This is a genomic window from Streptomyces sp. NPDC002573 (assembly GCF_042889625.1).
GTDB classification, from domain to species: domain Bacteria; phylum Actinomycetota; class Actinomycetes; order Streptomycetales; family Streptomycetaceae; genus Streptomyces; species Streptomyces gibsoniae.
On record NZ_JBIARC010000005.1, the window covers coordinates 167,235 to 186,768 of the forward strand.

Here is a 19,534-nt window from a genome sequence, read left to right on the forward strand (position 1 = left end):
AACTCACGGCTTGCGGGCGATCGCTCCGTACATCGCGATGTCCTCGTCCCGGATGTCCTGCTCGCCCATGCCGTCCGGATGCCACTTGTGCACCTGCACGATGCCGGGCTCCATCAACTCCAGTCCCTCGAAGAACTCATGGGCCTCGCCGATCGTCCGCAGCCGCATCGGCATGTCGCGCGCCGCGTACTCGCGCGCGACCCTTCCCACCTCCTCGGGCGCGAACTCGGCCGTGCCGATGGTCATCGCCAGACAGCTGCCGGACGGCAGCGGTTCCAGCAACCGCCGTACGATCCCCACCGCGTCGTCCTCGTCCAGCATGAAGTGGACGATGGCGATGACCGTGAGGGCGACCGGCCGGGTGAGGTCGAGGGTCTCGCGGAACTCCGGGGCCCCGAGGATCGCCTCCGGGTCACGGAAGTCGGCCTCGATGTACGCGGTCCTTCCCTCGGGCGTGCTGGCCAGCAGGCCCTGGGAGAGGGTGAGCACGATCGGGTCGTTGTCGACGTAGACCACCCGGGACTCGGGGGCCACCGACTGGGCGATCTCGTGGAGGTTGGGGGAGGTGGGGATGCCGGTGCCGATGTCCAGGAACTGGCGGATCCCCTCCCGCTCCGCGAGCCGGCGCACCGCCCGGTTCATCCAGTCGCGGTTGGCCCGCATATGGACGGGCAGGGCGGGCCACTCCCGGGTCATGGCGTCGCCCGCCTCCCGGTCGGCCGGGTAGTAGTCCTTGCCGCCCAGGATGTAGTCGTAGATACGCGCCGAATGGGCGCTCTCGGTGTCGATGCGGTCGGCCGGCCATCCGTTGTCGGACAACGCTGCCTCCTGTGTCGGGGGTGGTGGGGGTGGGGGTCGAGGACGCCGGGCGCGTGGCAGGGCACACAGCCGCGCAGGACGGCTGCTGCTGCACCTCACCACTCCTTGCGGAGCGCGCCGAGGACGGCCTCGGTCTTCTTCGCGGGCGCCGCCTGCGCGCCCAGCCGGTCCAGGGCCTCGCGGTGGACGACGACGTCGTCGGTCTTGTCGAGGTAGACCGCGCCCACGAGGCCGCTCAGATATACGACGTCCGGCAGCTCGGGCGCCCTGAACCGGAAGAGATGGAACGCACCGGAGCGCAGGGCCGGGTGCGGGCCGTTGCCGAACGGCATGATCTGCACGGTGACATGGGGGAGTGCGTTCATCGCGCTCAGACGGTCGATCTGACCGCGCATCACGTCCGCGCCGCCGACCGGCCAGCGCAGCACCGTCTCGTCCAGCACGACCCACACGCGCGGCGGCGCGGGCCGTGCCAGCAGCTCCTGGCGCCGCATGCGCAGCGCCACCCGCCGCTCGGTCGCCTCGGCCGGGGCGTGCGGATCGGTGGCGCTCAGCTGGGCACGCGCGTAGTCCTCGGTCTGCAGCAGATCGGGCACGAACTCCGGCTCGTACGCCCGGATCTGCAGCGCCGCCTGCTCCAGGCTCAGATACGCGTCGAACCAGTCCGGGAGCACATCGCGGTAGGTGTGCCACCAGCCGCGTTTGTTGGCCTCGCGGACCGACCGCAGAAAGGTGTCGATCTCCCGCCGGTCCGTGACGCCGTACGTCTGCAGCAGCTTCTCGGCGTCGGCGAGCCGCAGCCGGGCCACCTTGGCGGCCTCCATGCGGCGGATCGTGGAGTGGCTGACGCCGATCGCCTCGCCGGCCTGCTCGTAGCTCAGTCCGGCCCGGATCCGCAGCTCCTCCAGCTGCCGGCCGAGGATCATGCGCAGGACGGTGGGGGCGCCGCCCCAGTCGGTCTCCGCCGTCATGCCTACCCCCTCGCACGGGATGCACGGTCGCCGTCCGTCACGATCAGCCGCCGACCGAAGCAGCATGCACCTCTTGAATTGCAATTTTCAACTTGCCGGTTGCGAGCCGCTGTTGGCGGATGCCAGAGTGTTCCTGTCGCCGGAGACCGCTGAACGGAGCGGCTGAGCAGCCCAGTTGGGGGAGACGGGGCTGTGCGTCGGTATATGCGGCGCGAGGGACACGGGGCACGCGTCCGGGCGTCCGGCGGCGGGGCACCGGCCAGGGTGCCCAGGCAGACGAAAGGCGTACGGCGATGGCTCCGCCCTCCCTCCCCCAGTCCTCCGCCCGCCTTCCCGCGGGCGCTTCCCCCCGTAGATCGGGTGTCTTCGACCTTCCGGCCGTCCCGTCCGCGGTCCGCGCGGCCCGCAGCAGTGTCCGCGGGCTGCTCCGCCGGTGGGGCACCGGCGTGGGCACGGGCGACAACGCGGTCCTGGTGGTCTCCGAACTCGTCACCAACGTGGTGCTGCACACCGCGAGCGAACGTGTCCTGTGCCGGGTGAGCACCGACGGCCACCGGCTGCGCATCGAGGTCGAGGACCAGAGCCTCAGCGGCACCGTGCCCGCCCGGGGCTGCCCGGGCCCCGACGACCAGGGCGGCCGTGGGCTGGTCCTGGTCGGCGCGCTGAGCGGCGACTGGGGCATGCGGGACGCCCCGCACGACTCCGGGCGCGTGGTCTGGGCCGAGCTGGCCCCGGAACCCGGCGAGGTGATCACGACCGACCCGCATCTCTAGTGCCGGTGAACCTTTCCGGTCGCAGCACTAGGCCTGTCCCCCACCCACCCGGCCGACCGAGCCGACGGGGCGCACCGGTGGGAGAGGGGAAGCACGTCCGGACCCCTCCACCCCGGCGCACGGCCCCGGAGGCGTACGAGCACCAAGGACCCCCATGAACCGACTGCACGCCTGCGACCCGCCGCCGCATCCGTCCCCCGACCGGTCGTCCGCCCCCGCCGGGCGGCTCGTCCTGCCCGATGACCTGACCGCCACCCTGGGCTACGACGCCGTGGGCATCGCCAGGGAGCACGGCGAGAAGATCATGAGCTCGCTGCCGCGGGTCGGCTGTGTCTTCGCCGACGACCTCCGCTGGTGGTGGATCGTCCCGGCGGGCTCGGACATCGGAGTCACCTGGCCGCCGTCGATGTCCTACGCGGTCGGAGCGCGCCTCGGACCCGCCGCCGGCCCGGCGACGGACGCGCCGCACACCGACCCCTCCTGGAGCGGCCCCCGGGCCGGGCGGCCGCTGCTGATCCACCGCCCGGGTGATGACTCTCCGTACACACCGCCCATCCCCTTGTACTTCCTTGCCTGCCGCCTGACCGGTTGCGTCCCGCACTGGTTCTCGGGGGTCGGCGCCTGAGGCGGTTCCGGGCCTCAGGCGCTCCGCCCGGTCCCCCTCCGGATGACGTCAGGCCTCCGGTGGCGCATCCTTGCAGGGGTGCGATCGGGGTACCCGGATGCCCTGAGCGAGCGACGGGAGAGGTGGCCGGCGCCTCCCCTCGAAACCGGGCGGTGTGTGGGCATGGCCAAGAACGAGACGAACGGCAAGGGGGGAGTCTCCGGCAACGGCAACACGGTCTTCGGCGCGCCGTGCTGGGTCAGTCTGACCACGCGCGACGTCGAGACCACGGAGGAGTTCTACCGGGCCGTGTTCGGCTGGGAGTGGCGGCCGAACAGCCTCGGCGACCGGTTCCGGGTCGCGCAGGTGGACGGCGTGCCCGTCGCCGGGATCGCGGCCGTGGCCTCGATGTGGCAGACGGCCGTGGCCTGGACCGTGTACTTCGCCGTTCCGAGCGCCGACGAGGTGGCTGCCCGCTGCCGAGAACGCGGCGGCACGACGGCCGTCGGCCCGCTCTCCCTGCCGCCCGGCCGGGCGGCCCTCCTCGCGGACCGCGACGGGGCCGTCTTCGGCATCTGGGAGGGCCGGCTCGTGACGGACTGGGCGCAGTGGCACGAGGCCGCCCCCACCTTCATACGGCTGCACACCCGCAACGCCTTCGACGCCGCCATCTTCTACGGGGAGGTCCTCGACTGGGCCACCTCGCGCCAGGGCTGCTGCGAGGTGCAGTACGACGGTGACGAGGTGGTGCTGCGCAGCGGGGTAGTGGTGGTGGCGCGGATCCACTCGGGGGCCGTGGAGTCGGCGCCGGACCCCACCATCCGCCCGCACTGGCAGGTGAACTTCACGGTCGCCGACGTCGCCGCGTGTGTACGGACCGCCCGCACGCACGGCGGCGAGGTACTTCAGTGGGAGGCGGGCGCGGAGGAGGCGGTGCTCGCGGACCCGGACGGCGCCCGCTTCACCGTGACCTCCAAGGTCGAACACTGAAGGGCTCGTCCCCGAGCGCATGCGCGGAACCCCGGGCCTGGCTCCCCGGGACCCCGGCGGGTGTGAACCGGCGGGGCCCCGTGGGGGAGGGGGCTCAGGACGCGGCCGAGTCGGCGGTGGGGGAAGCCGATCGGCGGCGGCGCAGCACGCGTCGGCGTGGCTCCTGGTCCGGCAGCCAGCCGAACGCCAGACAGCTGCCCGCTGCGCCCAGCAGCAGCCCGATCAGAAACCCGCCGAGGTTGGACGTGAGCCAGGTGCCGAGGGACACCAGGATGCCGACGAGCGAGTAGAAGAGCCGCTGGGCAGGGTTGAAGAGGACCAGCAGTCCGCACAGCAGCATCACCGTCGGCAGCAGATAGCCCGCCAGGCCCTGGATGCCGATGTGCATGATCACCTTCAGCGGCGCCTTCTCGGTGAGGAGTATCTCCGCGCCGCCCAGCGCGAGCAGAGACCCGCCCCAGAAGGGGCGGTTCCCCCGCCAGCGCCGGAAGGCGGACCTCGCCAGGCCGGACATCAGCACCCCGTGTCGTGGAAGCTGAGGTGGAGGTTGGGCAGCTTGAACACACCGGCCGTGGTGGCGTAGTTGGTCTGCCGCAGTTTGTCTATGTGCACGGTGTCGGCCTGCTGGCTGAAGACGCCCTTGGCGCCCTGCACGCCGCCCTTGTCCAGGGTGCTCGCGTCGTTGCCGATCTCGATGCCGTGGAACTCGGCGTTGCCGGACATCGCGGTGGAGTCGGTGGTCAGATCGGTGGCGGTCACCTTCTCCTTGCCGTCGCCCGCGGTGATGTACAGGTTGGTCCCGCCCAGGTCGACGCTCTGGCAAAGCTTGGTGAGCGTCGCGCTCTTCACCACTGAGGTGGCGACCAGCACCTGGCCCCCGGTGTCGCCCGCGTTGGGGCTGTCGTCCGCCATGTAGTCGAGCTTGCCGAACTGCTCGAAGCCGGTGCCGTCCAGGCTGTCGGCGGTGACCGTGAAGGGCATGCCGGAGATCGAGAGCTGCACGCCCAGCGCCCCCTGGGCGGTCATGATCGCGAGACCCGCGGCGAGCACGATCGCAGGCACCGCCAGCACCGCGGCGCGGCGCAGGCGGACCCGCCCGTGCCTTGCGGGCGACCCGGTGGCGGAACCGCTTTCCGGGTGCTCGGGGGTGGAATCGGGGGACGCCGTGGCATCCGGGGACGAGGCCATGTCTGCTCCTGGGCATAGGCAATGCGGGGAAGGCTTCACCGGCGCGATGTCCTGGCGCGGACAGCGGCTGCCGCGCGACGCCTCCTCACACGTCCCGTCGCGTGCAAGGGCTTTCTCGTGGCGCGGCAGTTACCGGCGAGAAAGTTACCCGGGGTTACATGAAGGGTCAAGGGAGTTGTGGCAGAAGAGTGCCGGTTGTGTGACACCTGTGCGGGAGGGGGTGTCGAGACCATGCCCCGGCCCACCCGTCCCCACCTGGCCCGCAGCCGCGCGGCGCGCCAACTCCCGTACATTCTATTGACGTTGACGCCTCATCAGGTCTACAACTTCGACTGTTTCCAACGGGTCCGTGGCGCCGGATCCGTGGCACCGCGCATGTCGCTCTCCCGGCCCCGTCCGCCCGGAGCGTCCGCGACACCCCCCTTCCGTGCGGTGCGACGCGCGGATCCCTTCGCCTTTCGGCTGCGATCCGTTCTTTCTCCCCGCGACACCGGCACGGCCGCTCACCCCTGCCGCGGTCCGTGCCGGTGGCCGACGGTCGCTGCCGGCCCGGCACGTACGGAGAAGGCGTACCGGGCCGGCAACGGCACCCATCACCCGCACAGCTCCCCGTTTCGGAGAAGAGGCACCCCCCATGCGTACGACTCGATCCCTCCTCGCCCTCACCGGCGCCGCCGCGGCGCTCGCCGTGGTCGCGGCCTCCCCCGCCTCCGCGGACAGCGCGGTGCTCACCGCCGGGGGCAACGCCGTCGCCGTCGGCGACGTGCTCAACGCCTCGCTGGCCAGTGGCACCACCGCCACGCTCTACTCCAGCGCCACCGGCACCAGCGGCGTCTCCTGTACCCAGTCCGCGTTCACCGCGACCGTCACCGACAACCCCGCGGCGCCCGGTACCGCCACGGAGTCGCTGACCGGCCACACCTTCACCAGCAGCAGCTGCACCAGCAATGTCACCGGTGTCCTGGGCGTCACCAGCATCACGGTGGACAACCTGCCCTACACCACGGCGGTCTCCTCCGACGGTTCGGTCAAGGTCACCCCGGCCGCCGGCTCCACCGTCCAGACCACGGTCAAGCTGCGCACCCTGCTCGGCTCGATCACCTGCGTCTACCAGGCCGCCGGCCTGACCGGTAAGACGGACAACGCCGACGACAGCCTCACCTTCACCAACCAGCAGTTCACGAAGTCCTCGGGCTCGTCCCTGTGCTTCGCGAACGGCTACTTCACGGCGAAGTACGCCCCGGTCACCGACACCAGCCAGTCGGGCAGCCCGGCGGTCACCGTCAACTAGACGCTCTACTCCAAGACCGCCCCCGGTCCGTGTCGGACCGGAGGCGGTCCTTTCGGTCGGCTCACCCGCGCCGACGGCGCAGCATCAGCGTGGCGCCCCCGGCGAGCGCCGCGAGCACCACGGCGCCACCGCCCGCGAGCAGCGGCATCGACGGGCCACCGCTCCCACCACGGGGCACGGTGGCCGCCGCCGGAGCACCGGAAACGGTGGCCGCCGGCGCGGGGGCCCGGGACGGGCTGGGCGTGCCCGGCGCGCCGGACGTCTCCGACGTGCCCTTGTTCTTGTCGGCCTTCGAAGCACCCGAGGCACCCGAGCCGCCCGACGCCGGGAAGACCACGTCCGAGCACGAGTAGTACGTGTCGGTCGTGCTCGTGTTCCGCCAGATCGTGTACAGGACCTGGTGCCCCGAACGGTCCGCCGGGAGCGTCGCCCTGATCCGGTACCCGCCGTTGCGCAGCGGCGGGTCCTTGACCTCGGCGAACGGCTTGGTGGGGAGATCGGACCAGGTCAACGGCTTGGTGGGGTCGTATCCCTGCCTCGTCAGATACAGCTCGAACGTGCCCGTGTGCGGGATCGTCGAGCTGTACGTCATCGTCAGCGCTGCCCCGGGCGTGAGCCGGGTCGAGGGCCAGTCGGCGCGTGCCAGGTCCAGGCCCCGGTAGGCGGGCAGTCCGCCACTGCACAGCCGGCCGTTCGGGATCACCTGCCGGTCCCTGCCGTTCACATCCGGCACCCGCAGGTTGTCCCAGGCCGTGAACGGCGCGCCGTTCGCCTTGATCGCCGCCCGGCACGCGGCGGTGCTCTGCCGTCCGCCGCCCTCGGGCGAGCACGCGAACACCCGGCTCACCGGGTCGGTGGGTGCGCCGTGGGCGAAGGCCGGGGTCGCCGGCAGCAGCGTGACGGCCACGGCGACGGCGGCCGCGGCGGCGGTGCGAGGTGCGGTCATCCGGTCTCTCCAGCGCGCATCGGGTCCGGCAAGGCATATGAAAAGGCGAAGGCGTATGAAGAGGTACGGGGAAACGGTGACGCGTGTTCACCCCCGCTGCCGGGGTCCCCGCCCCGCCTGCGACGAGGGGGCCGGAGCGGCCCTCGAACCCCCGGTCGGTCGGACCCGGACCGCGGAGGCGGTTAGCGTAGGGCCATGGCAACGGAGAGCGCCCCGGGGGCGGTCGAGGTGATATGTCCGGCCTGCGACTCGGCCGGGGCGCGAGCGGTACCGGAGGTCTGCGCCGAGCAGACGGCCCGGAGCGAGGGGCTGGCCGACCGGCTGGCGCGCTCGCCGGAGGTGTCCTCGCGGTCCGACAGCCGACTGCACTTCGCGGAGGGCATGCTCATGGCCGGTGTCGGCGTCGTCCTCGCCTACGAGGGCTTCGTCGGCCACAAGCCGCTCTACACCGCGGGCGGCACCCTGCTCGCCGTGCTGGTGTTCATCGGCACGGTCTTCGTGGTCCGGAACGAGGCCCGCGAGCGGGCCCACGTGGCGGCGGGCGCGCCGCACGCCGACGCACTGTGGCGATCGGCGTACTACTGCGCCGGATGCGCGTCGGTGTTCTGTTCCGGCGGCACTCCATGGCAGGGTCGGCTGACGCCGGAGCAGTTCAAGAAGCTGGTGTGGACCGAGGCCGGCTACGGACAGCAGCTCGAGGAACGGTTCGCGGACGTGGAGCTGCCGCCCGGCGTCCCGGCCGGCCCTGGAGGAAGCCCCGACCATGCCTGACGCCCCCGTGATCCTCGCCGACGAGCCGGGTTCCTTCGCGCACGGTGTGCTCGCCGCGCGCCACCCCGCCCTCATCCGCGCGGTACGGGACGCCTTCCCCTACGACCCCGGTCAGCGGCGGGCGCTCGACGCGCTGCTGACCAGCGCCACCGAGGGCGTCATCGAACCGCTCGGCACGGACGCCGACGAGCACTGGGCGGCCTGGGGTGCCCGCCGGTACCTCGGCCGCTCCTGGTTCGAGGTCCCCTTCCTCTGGTCCGAGAGCTACTTCTACCGCCACCTCCTCCAGGCCGTCGGCTACTTCGGCCCCGGCCCCTGGCAGGGCATCGACCCCTTCCGCCCCTTCAAGCTCGCCGAACTCGACGCACCGGAGACGGACGAGGAACTGGCGGCACTCGACCGGCTGACGGGACAGCCCGAGCAGGAGCAGGCACGGGCCCTGCTGCACGGCTCGCTCTGGGGCAACCGCGCGGACCTCGGCTTCCGGCTCTCCGTACCCGGCACCACCACGGCGGTCTCCGAGCTCGTCGCCGACGACAGCGAGGCCCTCTGGGCCCTGCTGCCCGTCGACACCGTCTGCCTGGTCGCCGACAACGCGGGCCGGGAGCTGATCCCGGACCTGCTGTTCCTCGACCATCTGCTGTGCCACGGGCGGGCCCGGCGGGCGCTGCTGCAGGTGAAGCCGTACCCCTACTACATCTCCGACGCCACGACGGCCGATGTCGTGGACGCGGTACGCCGGCTGACCGCCGCCAAGGGCGCGGCCGCCGACGCCGGGGAGCGGCTGTGGGCGGCGCTGGCCGACGGACGTATCGACGTCAGGGCGCACCCCTTCTCCTGCGCCCCGCTGCCCTACGCGGACATGCCGGAGGACTTGCGCGCCCAGTTCGCCGCGGCGGACCTGACCGTCTTCAAGGGCGACCTCAACTACCGCCGCCTGGTGGGCGACCGGCTCTACCCGCCGACGACCTCGTTCGCGGAGACCACCGCCTACTTCCCGGGCCCCGTGGCGGCACTGCGCACCCTGAAGTCCGACGTGATCGTCGGCCTGGACGCGGCCACGGAGGCGGCCCTGGTCGCCGCCGAGGGTCGGCGGTGGCGCACGAACGGCACGCACGCCCTGGTCCAGGTCCGGCCATGACCGTCGTCAAGTCACCCGCAACAGAAGCGACTTGACGCCGTTGATGAAGTTGGAGACGAGTCGTTCCGGCGGCGCGGCCAGGCAGGGCGCGGGCAGGGCGCGTAGCGCCTCCTCGTAGAGCACCCGCAACTGCAACCGGGCGAAGTGCGCGCCGAGGCAGACATGCGGACCGTCCCCGAAGGAGACGTGCGGGTTCGGCGTCCGGAACGGGTCGAGCCGGTCCGGCGCGGCGAAGACACGCTCGTCCCGGTTGGCGGAGGCGTGGAAGACGACCACCTTGTCGCCCGCGCGGATGTGCCGCCCGCCCAGCTCGGTGTCGTGGGCGGCGGTCCGCCGGAAGCTGAGCACGGGAGGATGCCAGCGCAGCAGTTCCTCGACGGCGAGCGGCAGCCGGCCGGGGTGCTCCCGCACCGCGTCGTACGCCTCCGGGTGCTCGGCCAGGGCCAGCAGTCCGCCGGGGGCGGCGGAGCGGACCGTGTCGTTGCCGGCGATCGTCAGCAGGAAGAAGAACATCTCCAGCTCGGGGCCGGTGAGTTCGGGGTCCGTGGCGAGCGTGGTCATGATGTCGTCGGCCGGGTGCTCCCGCTTGTGGGCGGCCAGCTCCTGCGCATACCCGAACATGTCCCGCAGGGCGGCCGGCGAGCGCGGATCCACGGGCCGGCCGCCGGCGTCGAGCCGTGTCTCGCCCGCCTCGTCCGGGTCCTGGTAGCCGATCACCCGCTGGGTCCAGCGCAGCAGCAGTTCCCGGTCGGACTCCGGCACCCCGAGCAGATCGCCCAGATTGCGGACGGCGTAGTCGTCGGTGACGGCGGCGACGACGTCACAGGTGCCGTCACCGGCCCGCGCCGCCTCCACCGCCTCGGCGAACAGGGACCGTGCCCGGGACCGCGCGACCGTCGCGAAGCGGTCGATGCGCCGCGGAGTGAACGCACGGCTCACCAGCCGCCTCAGCCGCCCCTGCGCGGGCGGATCCTGATTGAGCATCATCCGCCGGATGAACGGCAGGTCCGCCGGATCGGGGTCACGGATCTGGGTGGCACCGAGATACGAGGAGTACGTCGCCGAGTCCTTCAGCACGCGCACCACGTCCGCGTGCCGGGTCACCGCCCAGAAGCCGGGCCCCGCCGGCCAGCCGAGCACCTCGGGCTCCTCCTGCCAGGCGACGGGATGGTGGTCGCGCAGGATCCGGTACGCCGCGTGGGGCACCCCGTCGGCGTACCGCCGCGGGTCGAAGACATCGGGGACGGGCGGCGCCTGCCGTACGTTCACGCGGCGGTGCCCTCGGCCCGCAGGAAGTCCTCCACCGTGCGGATCAGGTCGAGGGGCGCCTCGTCCATCGCGTAGTGGCCGGCCGACGGCAGTTCGACCAGTGCGCCGCCGGGGTACCAGCGCAGCCAGGTCTCGCGCAGCAGCGCCGTCGTCAGCGCGGGGTCGAGCGCGCCCGTGACGGCCAGTGCGGGCACGGTCGCCCCCTTGACCTCGGCGTGGAAGTCCTCCCGGGCCCATGAGTCCAGCCACGCCCGGAACGCCGTCGCGTCGCTGTGCGCCAGGGACCGCGCGACCATACGGTCCAGCCAGGCGGCCGGGGCCCGGCCGCCGGTGGTGACATCGAGGATGACGCGCCGGTTCGCCGGCTGGTGGGCGGCCCCCGCGAACAGCTCCCACTGGTCGGCGGGCAGGGCCATCCCCGAGGCCGGGACGGGCGAGACGCCGACGATCCTGCGCAGACGGTCGGGGGCGAGCGCGAGCAGCCGCTGTGCGACCGCGCCGCCCATCGAGTGCCCGACCACCGAGAACCGGTCCCAGCCCAGCCGGTCCGCCAGCGCCAGGAGGTCGGCGGCGGCCTCGGCGGTGCCGAACGCGCCGGAGGCGTCCCGTGCCGCCCCGTACCCGCGCAGATCCACCAGGGCGTAGGTGAAGGCGGCACGGTCGAGATCCGGCAGCACGGTCGCGTACGCGGAGCGGTCGGCGAACCAGCCGTGCACCGCGAACACCTTGTGGGCGCCGTCGCCATGCACTTCATGAGGCAGCACGAAGGAGGTCATGCGCATACCGTGGCCCCGGGGAGAAGAGGCGGCAAGGGGGCGTGAGGTCCCTGTGCGCCGGAAAGTCCGCGAGCCCTTGGCCGTGGAAGGCGCCCGTGCCCCCGATTCACGCGATGGTGTGATCACCTCCCGTCACACGGATGGCCCGCTGAGCCCCCGGGTAGTGCCGGGCCATGACGCAGCCGTTCCAACTCCCGCACTTCTACATGCCGTATCCCGCGCGGCTGAATCCGCATCTCGACGAGGCGCGCTCCCACTCCACGGAATGGGCCCGTGCCATGGGCATGCTGGAGGGCTCCGGCATCTGGGAGCAGACCGACCTCGAAGCGCACGACTACGGGCTGCTGTGCGCGTACACCCATCCCGACTGCGACGGCCCGGCCCTCTCCCTCATCACCGACTGGTACGTCTGGGTGTTCTTCTTCGACGACCACTTTCTGGAGGCCTTCAAACGCACCCAGGACCGTGTCGCCGGCAAGGCCCATCTGGACCGGCTGCCGCTGTTCATGCCCACGGACCCGGCGACCCCCGTACCCGAGCCGGAGAACCCAGTCGAGGCGGGACTCGCCGACCTGTGGGCGCGCACCGTGCCGTCGATGTCCCCGGACTGGCGGCGCCGGTTCGCGGTCGCGACCGAGCATCTGCTCAACGAGTCGCTGTGGGAGCTGTCCAACATCAACGAAGGACGGATCTCCAATCCCGTCGAGTACATCGAGATGCGCCGCAAGGTGGGCGGTGCCCCCTGGTCCGCGGGCCTGGTCGAGTTCGCGACCGCCGAAGTGCCCGCCGCCGTGGCCGAGTCACGCCCGCTGCGCGTACTGATGGAGACGTTCTCCGACGGCGTTCACCTGCGCAACGACCTGTTCTCGTACCAGCGCGAGGTCGAGGAGGAGGGCGAACTCAGCAACGGCGTGCTCGTCCTGGAGACCTTCTTCGGCTGCACCACGCAGGAGGCGGCGGAGACCGTCAACGACATCCTCACCTCACGGCTGCACCAGTTCGAGCACACCGCGCTCACCGAGGTGCCCGCCCTCGCCCTGGACAGGGGCCTCACCCCGGACGAGGTCGCCGCGATCGGGGCGTACGCCAAGGGACTTCAGGACTGGCAGTCCGGCGGCCACGAATGGCACATGCGGTCCAGCCGCTACATGAACAAGGAGGTCCGCACCGGGCAGCGCCCCGGACCGACCGGCCTCGGCACATCCGCCGCCGACGTACGCGCACTGCTCGCCGACGCCGGCGCGGTGGGGGCACCTCCCACGCCTTTCGGGCAGTGGGGGAGGTTGCGGGCCTACACCCACGTTCCCTTCCAGCGGGTCGGCCCCTCCCGGCTCCCCGACTTCCACATGCCCTACGAGCTGGCGCTCAGCCCGCATCTGGACGGGGCCCGCGACAGACTCACCTCCTGGGCGCACCGGGCGGGCATCCTCCAGGAGGGCGTCTGGGACGAGGACAAGCTCCTCGCCTACGACCTTCCGCTGTGCGCGGCCGGTCTGGACCCGGACGCCACCCCCGAGGCGCTGGACCTCAGCTCCGAGTGGCTAGCCTGGGGCACCTACGGCGACGACTACTACCCGCTCGTCTTCGGTCTCCGGCGCGACCTCGCCGCGGCGCGCGCGTGCACCGCGCGGCTGTCGTCGTGCATGCCGCTCGCCGGCGCGGAACTCCCGGTGCCGGCCAACGGCCTGGAGCGCGGTCTGATCGACCTGTGGGCGCGCACCACCGCCGGCATGACCCCCGACCAGCGAAGCACCCTGCGCGCCGCCGTGGACACGATGACCGAGAGCTGGCTGTGGGAGCTGTCCAACCAGCTCCAGAACCGCATCCCGGACCCCGTGGACTATCTGGAGATGCGCCGCGCGACCTTCGGCGCCGACCTCACCAAGAACCTGTGCCGCATGGGCCACGGCCCCGAGGTGCCGCCCGAGGTGTACCGCAGCGGCACGGTCCGTGCCCTGGAGAACGCGGCCATCGACTACGCGATGCTGATCAACGATGTCTTCTCGTACCAGAAGGAGATCCAGTACGAGGGCGAGATCCACAACGCCGTGCTCGTCGTGCAGAACTTCTTCGGCTGCGACTACCCGACAGCCGTGCGGATCGTGGGCGACCTGATGACCCAGCGCATGCGGCAGTTCCAGCATGTCGCCGAGCGCGAGATCCCGGTGCTCTACGACGACTTCGGCCTCTCGAAGGAGGCCAGGGCCGTCATGGACGGCTATGTCGTGGATCTGCAGAACTACATGTCCGGCATCCTGAACTGGCACCGCGGCTGCCACCGTTACGGCGCCGCCGACCTGGCCCGGCGCACCCACGGGTTCGTCCCGGACCTGGCCTCGGCCGTCAGCCTGCGGCCCGAGCCGGTGCCCCGCTGACCGCGGGCGTGCCGGACGGAGCCGAGGCGGTACGAACAGGAGGTGATCCATGGACCGGGCCGCGTCGCGCCCCGACCCGGGGCCGGGCCGGAGGGCCGGAGAGGGGCGGCCGTCCGGCCCCGCACGGCGTCCGCCCCCTGCGCGCCGGGGCGGAGGCCTGACGATCGTGCTGTGCGTCCTGGTCGCCGGGACGTTCATGGTGCTGTCCGGGGTGGGGCTCGGCACGGTGGGCGCCACGGTGACCGGCATAGGCCGGTTCGCACAGCTGAAGCGGCATGCGGTGGCGGCCGGGCGGTTCACCCCCTCGGTCGCCGGCGGCCGGTCGCGGGGCACCGGGCACGCCCCGGCGCGCACCGCCCCCGCCGCGGCCCGCGGCGGAGGTGAGGGCCCCGCACCGGCGCCCCCGCGGGCCACCCTCGGCGTCGAGGCCGTCGACGCCGAGGGTGGCGGTGCCCTGCTGGTCGGCGTGCATGCCCCGGGCGCCGGTTACTCGGCGGGGCTGGTGCGCGGCGATGTCGTGCTCGCGCTCGACCGGACGCGCCTGGGCTCGGCCGGAGACCTCGCGAGAGCGATCGCCGCCGTCCGCCCGGGCACCACCGTCACCCTCACCGTCCGCCGTTCCGACGGCACCCGTGCCCACCTGACCGCGACGCCCGGCGTCCTCACCTGATCCGTAACGCCGCCGCACGGCCGCCATGGTCGCAATGGGCTCGCATCCGTCCCGGTGGAGGGGCAGGATGCTGCCCGTAGCCCCTGGGAGGATCCGGACCCGCGGAGGAACAAGGATGACCGGCACGTCAGCGCAGCCCGACACAGGCGGACCCGCGCCCTTCACCGCCGGCGACTACGCGGCCCGAATGCGGCGCGCCGCGGAGGCCGCCGACGCGGCCGGGCTCGCCGGGCTGCTGATCGCGCCGGGGCCCGACCTGGTGTGGCTGACCGGGTACCGGCCGGTGGAGACCGAACGCCTCACGCTGCTGGTGCTGCGGGCCGGACACGACCCCGTTCTCGTCGTGCCCACCCTGGAGGCGCCCGACGCGGCGGAGGCGGCCGGCGCGCCCGCGCTGACGCTGCGCGACTGGACCGACGGCCACGACCCGTACGAGGCCGCCGCCGGCGTGCTGCGCCCCGACGGCCGCTACGGCATCAGCGACAACGCCTGGGCCCTGCATCTGCTCGGCCTGCGCGAGCGCCTCCCGGACGCCGGACACATCGCCCTCACCCGCGCTCTGCCGATGCTGCGGGCCGTGAAGGACGCCGCCGAACTCGACCGGCTGGCGGCCGCCGGAGCCGCCGCGGACGCGGCCTACGAGGAGATCAGGAAGGTCGCCTTCGCGGGACGCCGGGAGCGGGAGGTCGCCGCGGATCTCGCCGATCTGCTGCGGCAGTTCGGGCACACACAGGTCGACTTCACCATCGTCGCCTCCGGCCCCAACGGCGCCAACCCGCACCACGAGGCCGGTGAGCGCGTCATCGAGCGCGGCGACATAGTCGTCCTCGACTTCGGCGGCCTCAAGCACGGCTACGGCTCGGACACCTCCCGCACCGTCCACGTGGGCGAACCGACCGACGAGGAGCGCACGGTGCACGACCTGGTGCGCGCGGCCCAGGAAGCGGGTTTCCGCGCGGTCCGGCCGGGTGCCGCCTGCCAGGACGTGGACCGGGCGGCCCGCGCGGTCATCGCCGACGCGGGGTACGGCGAGTACTTCATCCACCGCACCGGGCACGGCATCGGCGTCACCACCCACGAGCCGCCGTACATGATCGAGGGCGAGGAACTGCCCCTCGTCCCCGGCATGTGCTTCTCCGTGGAGCCCGGTGTCTATCTGCCCGGCCGCTTCGGCGTCCGGATCGAGGACATCGTGACGGTGACCGAGAACGGCGGACGCCGTTTCAACGACACCCCCAGGGAGATGGCGTTGGTCGACTAGCGGCCGCCCGGCACCAGGAGTCCCCAGCACGCCCCCGAGACGACAACGGCGCGATCATGACCCAGGCACCGAGACCGACGGCGGAGACCGTCCGCCGACTGGTCCGCACCCTGCTCCCCGACCAGGGCGGACCGGAGGTGACACCCGCCGCCGAGGGCCCGGGACACTCCACCTGGTGGGTCGGCACCCGCCATGTGCTGCGGCTGGCCACCGACCGCGACGCCTCCGCGCGCCAGCGGCGCGAACTGCGCCTGCGCACGCTGGTGCGGCCGCACACCGGGGTCGCCGTGCCAGCGAGTGTCGCGCACGGCGAGTGGGCCGCCGGCCTCGGCTACACCCTCGACACCCGGCTGCCCGGCACCACCGGCGAGGCACCGGACGTCTCCGCGCTCGGCGAGGCGGACCTCGCGACGCTGCTCACCGGTTTGCGCGAGGTACCGGTACGTCAGGCCGAGTCCCTCGGCGTGCCCCGGGTCCCGCCCCGCTCCCTGGAGGCGCTCCGGGCCGCCGCCGCGAGCGCTGCCGACCGCCTCGCCAAGGACGAGGAGTTCGACCCCGCGCGCCTCGCCCAGCTCACCGCGCCCGCCGGCCGCCAACTCGTCCCCCAGCCCGGCGCCGCCGTCCTGGTCCACCACAACCTCGGCGGCGACCATCTCGTGGTGAGCGGCGAGGGGCGGGTGCGCGGGGTCCTCGGCTGGACCGAGGCGGTCGTCGGCGACCCGGCCGAGGACATCGCCTCCCTGGCGGTCGCCGTCGGCGCGCCCACGGCGGTGCGCGCCGCGACCCTGGCGGGCTACGGCCCCCGCCCCTGTCTGCGCGGCCTCTGGCTCGCCCGCTGCGACACGCTCACCCGTCTCGCCGACGCACTCGACGGCCGCGACCGCACCCCGCCACCCGTCCTGCGCGCACGACTGCGGCGCGCCTGGGAGGCGATCCTGCTGGAGCGGATCACCGAACTCCCGGACGACGACGCTCCGTAGGGACCCCGGGGGGCCCGGCCGCACCGGGGTCCCGACGTCCCGTCACGCCTGCGTCAGCACGACGCAGGACTCGCCGGGCAGATGCAGCACGCCCTCCTCGTCCGGCGGCTGCACCGGTTCCCAGGCGGCCAGTACGCGCGCGTGCGGCAGACCGAGGTGGATCCGCGCGGGTTCCTTGGCGAGGTTCACGGCGACCCGTACGTCGCCGCGGCGGAAGGCGAACCAGCGGGCGTCCTCGTCGTAGGCGACCTTCACGTCCTCCAGGTCGGGGTCCAGCAGATCGGGCTGGGCGTGGCGCAGCGCGATCAGCTCGCGGTACCAGGCCAGCACGCGCGCGTGCGGCTCGCTCGCCGGCTCGGACCAGTCGAGGCAGGAGCGGTCGCGGGTCGCCGGGTCCTGGGGGTCCGGCACGTCCTCCTCCGCCCAGCCGTGGGCCGCGAACTCCCGGCGTCTGCCGTGCCGTACGGCCTTGGCCAGCTCGGGATCGGTGTGGTCGGTGAAGAACTGCCAGGGCGTCCCCGCGGCCCACTCCTCGCCCATGAACAGCATCGGGGTGAACGGGGCGGTGAGCACCAGTGCCGCCGCGCACGCCAGCAGCCCGGGGGAGAGGGACGCGGAGAGCCGGTCCCCGAGGGCGCGGTTGCCGATCTGGTCGTGGGTCTGGGAATAGCCGAGCAGACGGTGGGCGGACAGCCGTGAACGGTCCAGCGGGCGCCCGTGCCGCCGGCCGCGGAACGTCGAGTAGGTGCCGTCGTGGAAGAAGCCGCCCGTCAGGGTCTTGGCGAAGGCCGCGAGGGGTGCCCGGGCGAAGTCCTCGTAGTAGCCCTGGGACTCACCGGTCAGCGCGGTGTGCAGCGCGTGATGGAAGTCGTCGTTCCACTGGGCGTGCAGCCCGAGCCCGTGCTCCGTGCGCGGGGTGATGACCCGCGGGTCGCCGAGGTCCGACTCGGCGATCAGGAACAGCGGCCGGCCGGTCTCGGCGGCCAGCGCGTCCACCTCCGAGGACAGCTCCTCCAGGAAGTGCAGCGCGCGGGTGTCGTGGAGCGCGTGCACCGCGTCCAGGCGCAGCCCGTCGAGCCGGTAGTCGCGCAGCCAGGCCAGCGCGCTGCCGATCAGATACGCGCGCACCTCGTCCGAGCCCGGCGCGTCCAGGTTCACCGCGGCGCCCCAGGGCGTGTGATGCGTCTCCGTGAAGTACGGGCCGAACGCGGGCAGGTGGTTGCCGGAGGGGCCGAGGTGGTTGTGGACCACGTCCAGCACCACCCCGAGCCCGAGTTCATGGGCCCGGTCGACGAACCGTTTCAGCGCCTCGGGCCCGCCGTACGGCTCGTGCACCGCCCAGAGACTGACGCCCTCGTACCCCCACCCGTGCCGGCCCGGGAACGGGCACAGCGGCATCAACTCGACGTGGGTGACGCCCAGTTCCACCAGATGTTCCAGCCGCTGCGCCGCCGCGTCCAGCGTGCCCTCGCGGGTGTACGTCCCCACATGCAGCTCGTACAGCACCGCACCGGGCAGCCCGCGCCCCGCCCACCCGGAACGCCATTCGTACCTCCCCTGGTCGACCACCGCGCTCAGCCCGTCCGGGCCGTCCGGCTGGCGCCGCGACCGCGGATCGGGCAGCGCCGGGCCGTCGTCCACCGCGAACCCGTACCGGGTGCCGTCCCCGGCCTCCGCCTCACCGGTCCACCACCCCGACCGCTCCGGATCGCGCGCCAACGCGTGCGTGGCGTCCCCGCACCGGAGCGTCACCCTGGCTGCCTGTGGTGCCCACACCTCGAACTGCACGGACGGTTCCCCCTCGTCTGCTCATCGTGATGTAGCGCGTCCATGGTGCTTCATACGAGATCAATCGGCCGCCGGATCCACCCTTTTGACACGCCCGAAGGACTCCCTCGGCGTCGGCGGTCGTTTTGTCGTCTCCTGGACAGTGCGGGCCGACTGACCGACAATCACCTCCGTGACGTCGTCCTTCGAGTTCCATACCTACCCCGCGCGGCTGTCGGACGCCGAACGTGACAGGGCGCTGAAGGTGCTCAGTGACGGCGTCGCCCTGGGGCGTCTGTCGCACGACACGTTCATGCGGCGGATGGAGCTGGCCCTGGCCGCCCGGGAGCCGCGGGAACTGGCCGCGCTCACGGCCGACCTGACCTCCGAGAAGCACTGGTCGCGTCATGTCTTCGGGGCCGTCGAGGCGGTCTCCGGCTTCACCGTGCGGCTGCGCCGGGCCTGGCAGGCCGAGCGGCTGCCGAAGCTGCTGCTGCCCCAGCCGGGCAACCCCTATCCGCTGCGGATCGGCCGTGACCCCGCGAGCGGCCTCCGGCTCAGCCATGAGACGGTCTCCCGGGTGCACGCCGAACTCCGGCACCAGGGCGGCCTCTGGGTGCTGCGCGACCTCGGCTCGACCAACGGCACCTCCGTCAACGGCCGCCGGGTGATCGGCGCCGCGGTCGTCCGGGACGGCGACCAGGTGAGCTTCGGGTCGATGATCTTCCGGCTGTCCGCGCAGTAGCCGGCCGCCCCGGCGCCCCGGAGTGCGCCCGCCGCGCCCCGTTCCGCCGTCGGAGTGCCGTCCCGCGTCCCGCCCCGCGCGCGTACCCGCCGCGGTGTTGACGTAGCTCCCGGGCCGTGACTGACTGTGCGTACGCCGTGCACATCAGGTGAACCGACGGCACCACACAGTGGAGGTGTGCCCTGTCGTCACTCCTC

At 72.7% G+C, this 19,534-nt stretch carries 19 protein-coding genes; 11 read left to right on the forward strand and 8 right to left on the reverse strand.

Annotated elements, in window-relative coordinates; genetic code table 11:
- Positions 1-3: 3 nt before the first annotated feature.
- Positions 4-819 (reverse strand): SAM-dependent methyltransferase, encoded by an 816-nt coding sequence (locus tag ACFYX0_RS07260; protein WP_355906036.1) that lies wholly within the window; start codon positions 817-819, stop codon positions 4-6.
- Positions 820-914: 95 nt separating this feature from the next.
- Positions 915-1,790 carry a helix-turn-helix domain-containing protein gene (locus tag ACFYX0_RS07265; RefSeq protein ID WP_388967348.1) on the reverse strand — a complete coding sequence of 292 codons (876 nt, stop codon included), beginning with the start codon at positions 1,788-1,790 and terminating at the stop codon, positions 915-917.
- Between the two features lie 293 nt (positions 1,791-2,083).
- Between ACFYX0_RS07265 and ACFYX0_RS07270 the strand changes: the two genes are divergently transcribed.
- From ACFYX0_RS07270 to ACFYX0_RS07280, 3 genes are all read left to right on the forward strand, one after another.
- Positions 2,084-2,563, forward strand: a complete 480-nt coding sequence (locus tag ACFYX0_RS07270; RefSeq protein WP_388967352.1) for an ATP-binding protein — start codon at positions 2,084-2,086, stop codon at positions 2,561-2,563.
- Positions 2,564-2,717: 154 nt separating this feature from the next.
- Positions 2,718-3,188, forward strand: coding sequence for a hypothetical protein (locus ACFYX0_RS07275; RefSeq protein WP_388967355.1), 471 nt, complete (start codon positions 2,718-2,720; stop codon positions 3,186-3,188).
- Positions 3,189-3,350: 162 nt separating this feature from the next.
- Complete coding sequence (locus ACFYX0_RS07280) at positions 3,351-4,157, forward strand: VOC family protein (RefSeq protein ID WP_388967358.1); 807 nt, start codon at positions 3,351-3,353, stop codon at positions 4,155-4,157.
- A 94-nt stretch (positions 4,158-4,251) separates the two neighbouring features.
- Here ACFYX0_RS07280 and ACFYX0_RS07285 read toward each other — a convergent pair whose 3' ends face one another.
- Both ACFYX0_RS07285 and ACFYX0_RS07290 read right to left on the reverse strand, forming a co-directional pair.
- Positions 4,252-4,671, reverse strand: coding sequence for a DUF6114 domain-containing protein (locus ACFYX0_RS07285; RefSeq protein ID WP_388967361.1), 420 nt, complete (start codon positions 4,669-4,671; stop codon positions 4,252-4,254).
- Complete coding sequence (locus ACFYX0_RS07290; protein ID WP_388967364.1) at positions 4,671-5,345, reverse strand: DUF6230 family protein; 675 nt, start codon at positions 5,343-5,345, stop codon at positions 4,671-4,673. The genes ACFYX0_RS07285 and ACFYX0_RS07290 overlap by 1 nt, the downstream gene beginning before the upstream one ends.
- A 634-nt stretch (positions 5,346-5,979) precedes the next feature.
- Here ACFYX0_RS07290 and ACFYX0_RS07295 point away from each other — a divergent pair.
- Positions 5,980-6,636: a Tat pathway signal sequence domain protein gene (locus ACFYX0_RS07295; protein ID WP_388967367.1), complete on the forward strand. Its 657-nt coding sequence runs from the start codon at positions 5,980-5,982 to the stop codon at positions 6,634-6,636.
- Positions 6,637-6,697: 61 nt separating this feature from the next.
- On the opposite strand, the gene ACFYX0_RS07300 is transcribed toward ACFYX0_RS07295, so the two are convergent.
- Positions 6,698-7,582, reverse strand: a complete 885-nt coding sequence (locus ACFYX0_RS07300; protein ID WP_388967370.1) for a lytic polysaccharide monooxygenase — start codon at positions 7,580-7,582, stop codon at positions 6,698-6,700.
- Between the two features lie 195 nt (positions 7,583-7,777).
- On the opposite strand from ACFYX0_RS07300, the gene ACFYX0_RS07305 reads away from it, so the two are divergent.
- Together ACFYX0_RS07305 and ACFYX0_RS07310 are read left to right on the forward strand one after the other, a co-directional pair.
- Complete coding sequence (locus ACFYX0_RS07305; RefSeq protein WP_388967373.1) at positions 7,778-8,353, forward strand: hypothetical protein; 576 nt, start codon at positions 7,778-7,780, stop codon at positions 8,351-8,353.
- The gene (locus tag ACFYX0_RS07310; protein ID WP_388967376.1) at positions 8,346-9,494 is read left to right on the forward strand and encodes a damage-control phosphatase ARMT1 family protein; all 1,149 of its coding nucleotides are present in this window, start codon (positions 8,346-8,348) and stop codon (positions 9,492-9,494) included. Before ACFYX0_RS07305 ends, ACFYX0_RS07310 begins: the two co-directional genes overlap by 8 nt.
- Before the next feature lie 6 nt (positions 9,495-9,500).
- Here the strand turns inward: ACFYX0_RS07310 and ACFYX0_RS07315 are convergent, their stop codons facing one another.
- Entirely contained in the window at positions 9,501-10,763 is a 1,263-nt protein-coding gene (locus ACFYX0_RS07315) for a cytochrome P450 (protein ID WP_388967379.1), read from the reverse strand.
- Complete coding sequence (locus ACFYX0_RS07320; RefSeq protein ID WP_355906003.1) at positions 10,760-11,539, reverse strand: alpha/beta hydrolase; 780 nt, start codon at positions 11,537-11,539, stop codon at positions 10,760-10,762. The genes ACFYX0_RS07315 and ACFYX0_RS07320 overlap by 4 nt, the downstream gene beginning before the upstream one ends.
- A gap of 173 nt (positions 11,540-11,712) precedes the next feature.
- Between ACFYX0_RS07320 and cyc2 the strand changes: the two genes are divergently transcribed.
- The 4 genes from cyc2 to ACFYX0_RS07340 all read left to right on the forward strand — a co-directional run bounded on the left by cyc2 (position 11,713) and on the right by ACFYX0_RS07340 (position 16,825).
- On the forward strand, positions 11,713-13,914 hold the full coding sequence (gene cyc2, locus ACFYX0_RS07325) for a germacradienol/geosmin synthase Cyc2 (RefSeq protein WP_388967383.1): 2,202 nt from the start codon (positions 11,713-11,715) through the stop codon (positions 13,912-13,914).
- A 49-nt stretch (positions 13,915-13,963) separates the two neighbouring features.
- The gene (locus ACFYX0_RS07330) at positions 13,964-14,584 is read left to right on the forward strand and encodes a PDZ domain-containing protein (protein WP_388967386.1); all 621 of its coding nucleotides are present in this window, start codon (positions 13,964-13,966) and stop codon (positions 14,582-14,584) included.
- A 115-nt stretch (positions 14,585-14,699) separates the two neighbouring features.
- Positions 14,700-15,845, forward strand: a complete 1,146-nt coding sequence (locus ACFYX0_RS07335) for a M24 family metallopeptidase (RefSeq protein WP_388967389.1) — start codon at positions 14,700-14,702, stop codon at positions 15,843-15,845.
- Between the two features lie 56 nt (positions 15,846-15,901).
- Positions 15,902-16,825: an aminoglycoside phosphotransferase family protein gene (locus ACFYX0_RS07340; RefSeq protein ID WP_388967392.1), complete on the forward strand. Its 924-nt coding sequence runs from the start codon at positions 15,902-15,904 to the stop codon at positions 16,823-16,825.
- A 42-nt stretch (positions 16,826-16,867) separates the two neighbouring features.
- Here ACFYX0_RS07340 and treZ read toward each other — a convergent pair whose 3' ends face one another.
- Entirely contained in the window at positions 16,868-18,613 is a 1,746-nt protein-coding gene (gene treZ / locus ACFYX0_RS07345) for a malto-oligosyltrehalose trehalohydrolase (protein WP_388967395.1), read from the reverse strand.
- A 172-nt stretch (positions 18,614-18,785) separates the two neighbouring features.
- Between treZ and ACFYX0_RS07350 the strand changes: the two genes are divergently transcribed.
- Entirely contained in the window at positions 18,786-19,337 is a 552-nt protein-coding gene (locus tag ACFYX0_RS07350) for a DUF1707 and FHA domain-containing protein (RefSeq protein WP_311700163.1), read from the forward strand.
- Positions 19,338-19,534 lie beyond the last annotated feature (197 nt).

Bases quoted from the DNA above. Each gene is read 5' to 3' on its own strand.
- ACFYX0_RS07265 (WP_388967348.1), bottom strand. From the start codon at position 1,790: ATGACGGCGGAGACCGACTGGGGCGGCGCCCCCACCGTCCTGCGCATG.
- ACFYX0_RS07270 (WP_388967352.1), top strand. From the start codon at position 2,084: ATGGCTCCGCCCTCCCTCCCCCAGTCCTCCGCCCGCCTTCCCGCGGGC.
- ACFYX0_RS07275 (WP_388967355.1), top strand. From the start codon at position 2,718: ATGAACCGACTGCACGCCTGCGACCCGCCGCCGCATCCGTCCCCCGAC.
- ACFYX0_RS07280 (WP_388967358.1), top strand. From the start codon at position 3,351: ATGGCCAAGAACGAGACGAACGGCAAGGGGGGAGTCTCCGGCAACGGC.
- ACFYX0_RS07285 (WP_388967361.1), bottom strand. From the start codon at position 4,671: ATGTCCGGCCTGGCGAGGTCCGCCTTCCGGCGCTGGCGGGGGAACCGC.
- ACFYX0_RS07290 (WP_388967364.1), bottom strand. From the start codon at position 5,345: ATGGCCTCGTCCCCGGATGCCACGGCGTCCCCCGATTCCACCCCCGAG.
- ACFYX0_RS07295 (WP_388967367.1), top strand. From the start codon at position 5,980: ATGCGTACGACTCGATCCCTCCTCGCCCTCACCGGCGCCGCCGCGGCG.
- ACFYX0_RS07300 (WP_388967370.1), bottom strand. From the start codon at position 7,582: ATGACCGCACCTCGCACCGCCGCCGCGGCCGCCGTCGCCGTGGCCGTC.
- ACFYX0_RS07305 (WP_388967373.1), top strand. From the start codon at position 7,778: ATGGCAACGGAGAGCGCCCCGGGGGCGGTCGAGGTGATATGTCCGGCC.
- ACFYX0_RS07310 (WP_388967376.1), top strand. From the start codon at position 8,346: ATGCCTGACGCCCCCGTGATCCTCGCCGACGAGCCGGGTTCCTTCGCG.
- ACFYX0_RS07320 (WP_355906003.1), bottom strand. From the start codon at position 11,539: ATGACCTCCTTCGTGCTGCCTCATGAAGTGCATGGCGACGGCGCCCAC.
- cyc2 (WP_388967383.1), top strand. From the start codon at position 11,713: ATGACGCAGCCGTTCCAACTCCCGCACTTCTACATGCCGTATCCCGCG.
- ACFYX0_RS07330 (WP_388967386.1), top strand. From the start codon at position 13,964: ATGGACCGGGCCGCGTCGCGCCCCGACCCGGGGCCGGGCCGGAGGGCC.
- ACFYX0_RS07335 (WP_388967389.1), top strand. From the start codon at position 14,700: ATGACCGGCACGTCAGCGCAGCCCGACACAGGCGGACCCGCGCCCTTC.
- ACFYX0_RS07340 (WP_388967392.1), top strand. From the start codon at position 15,902: ATGACCCAGGCACCGAGACCGACGGCGGAGACCGTCCGCCGACTGGTC.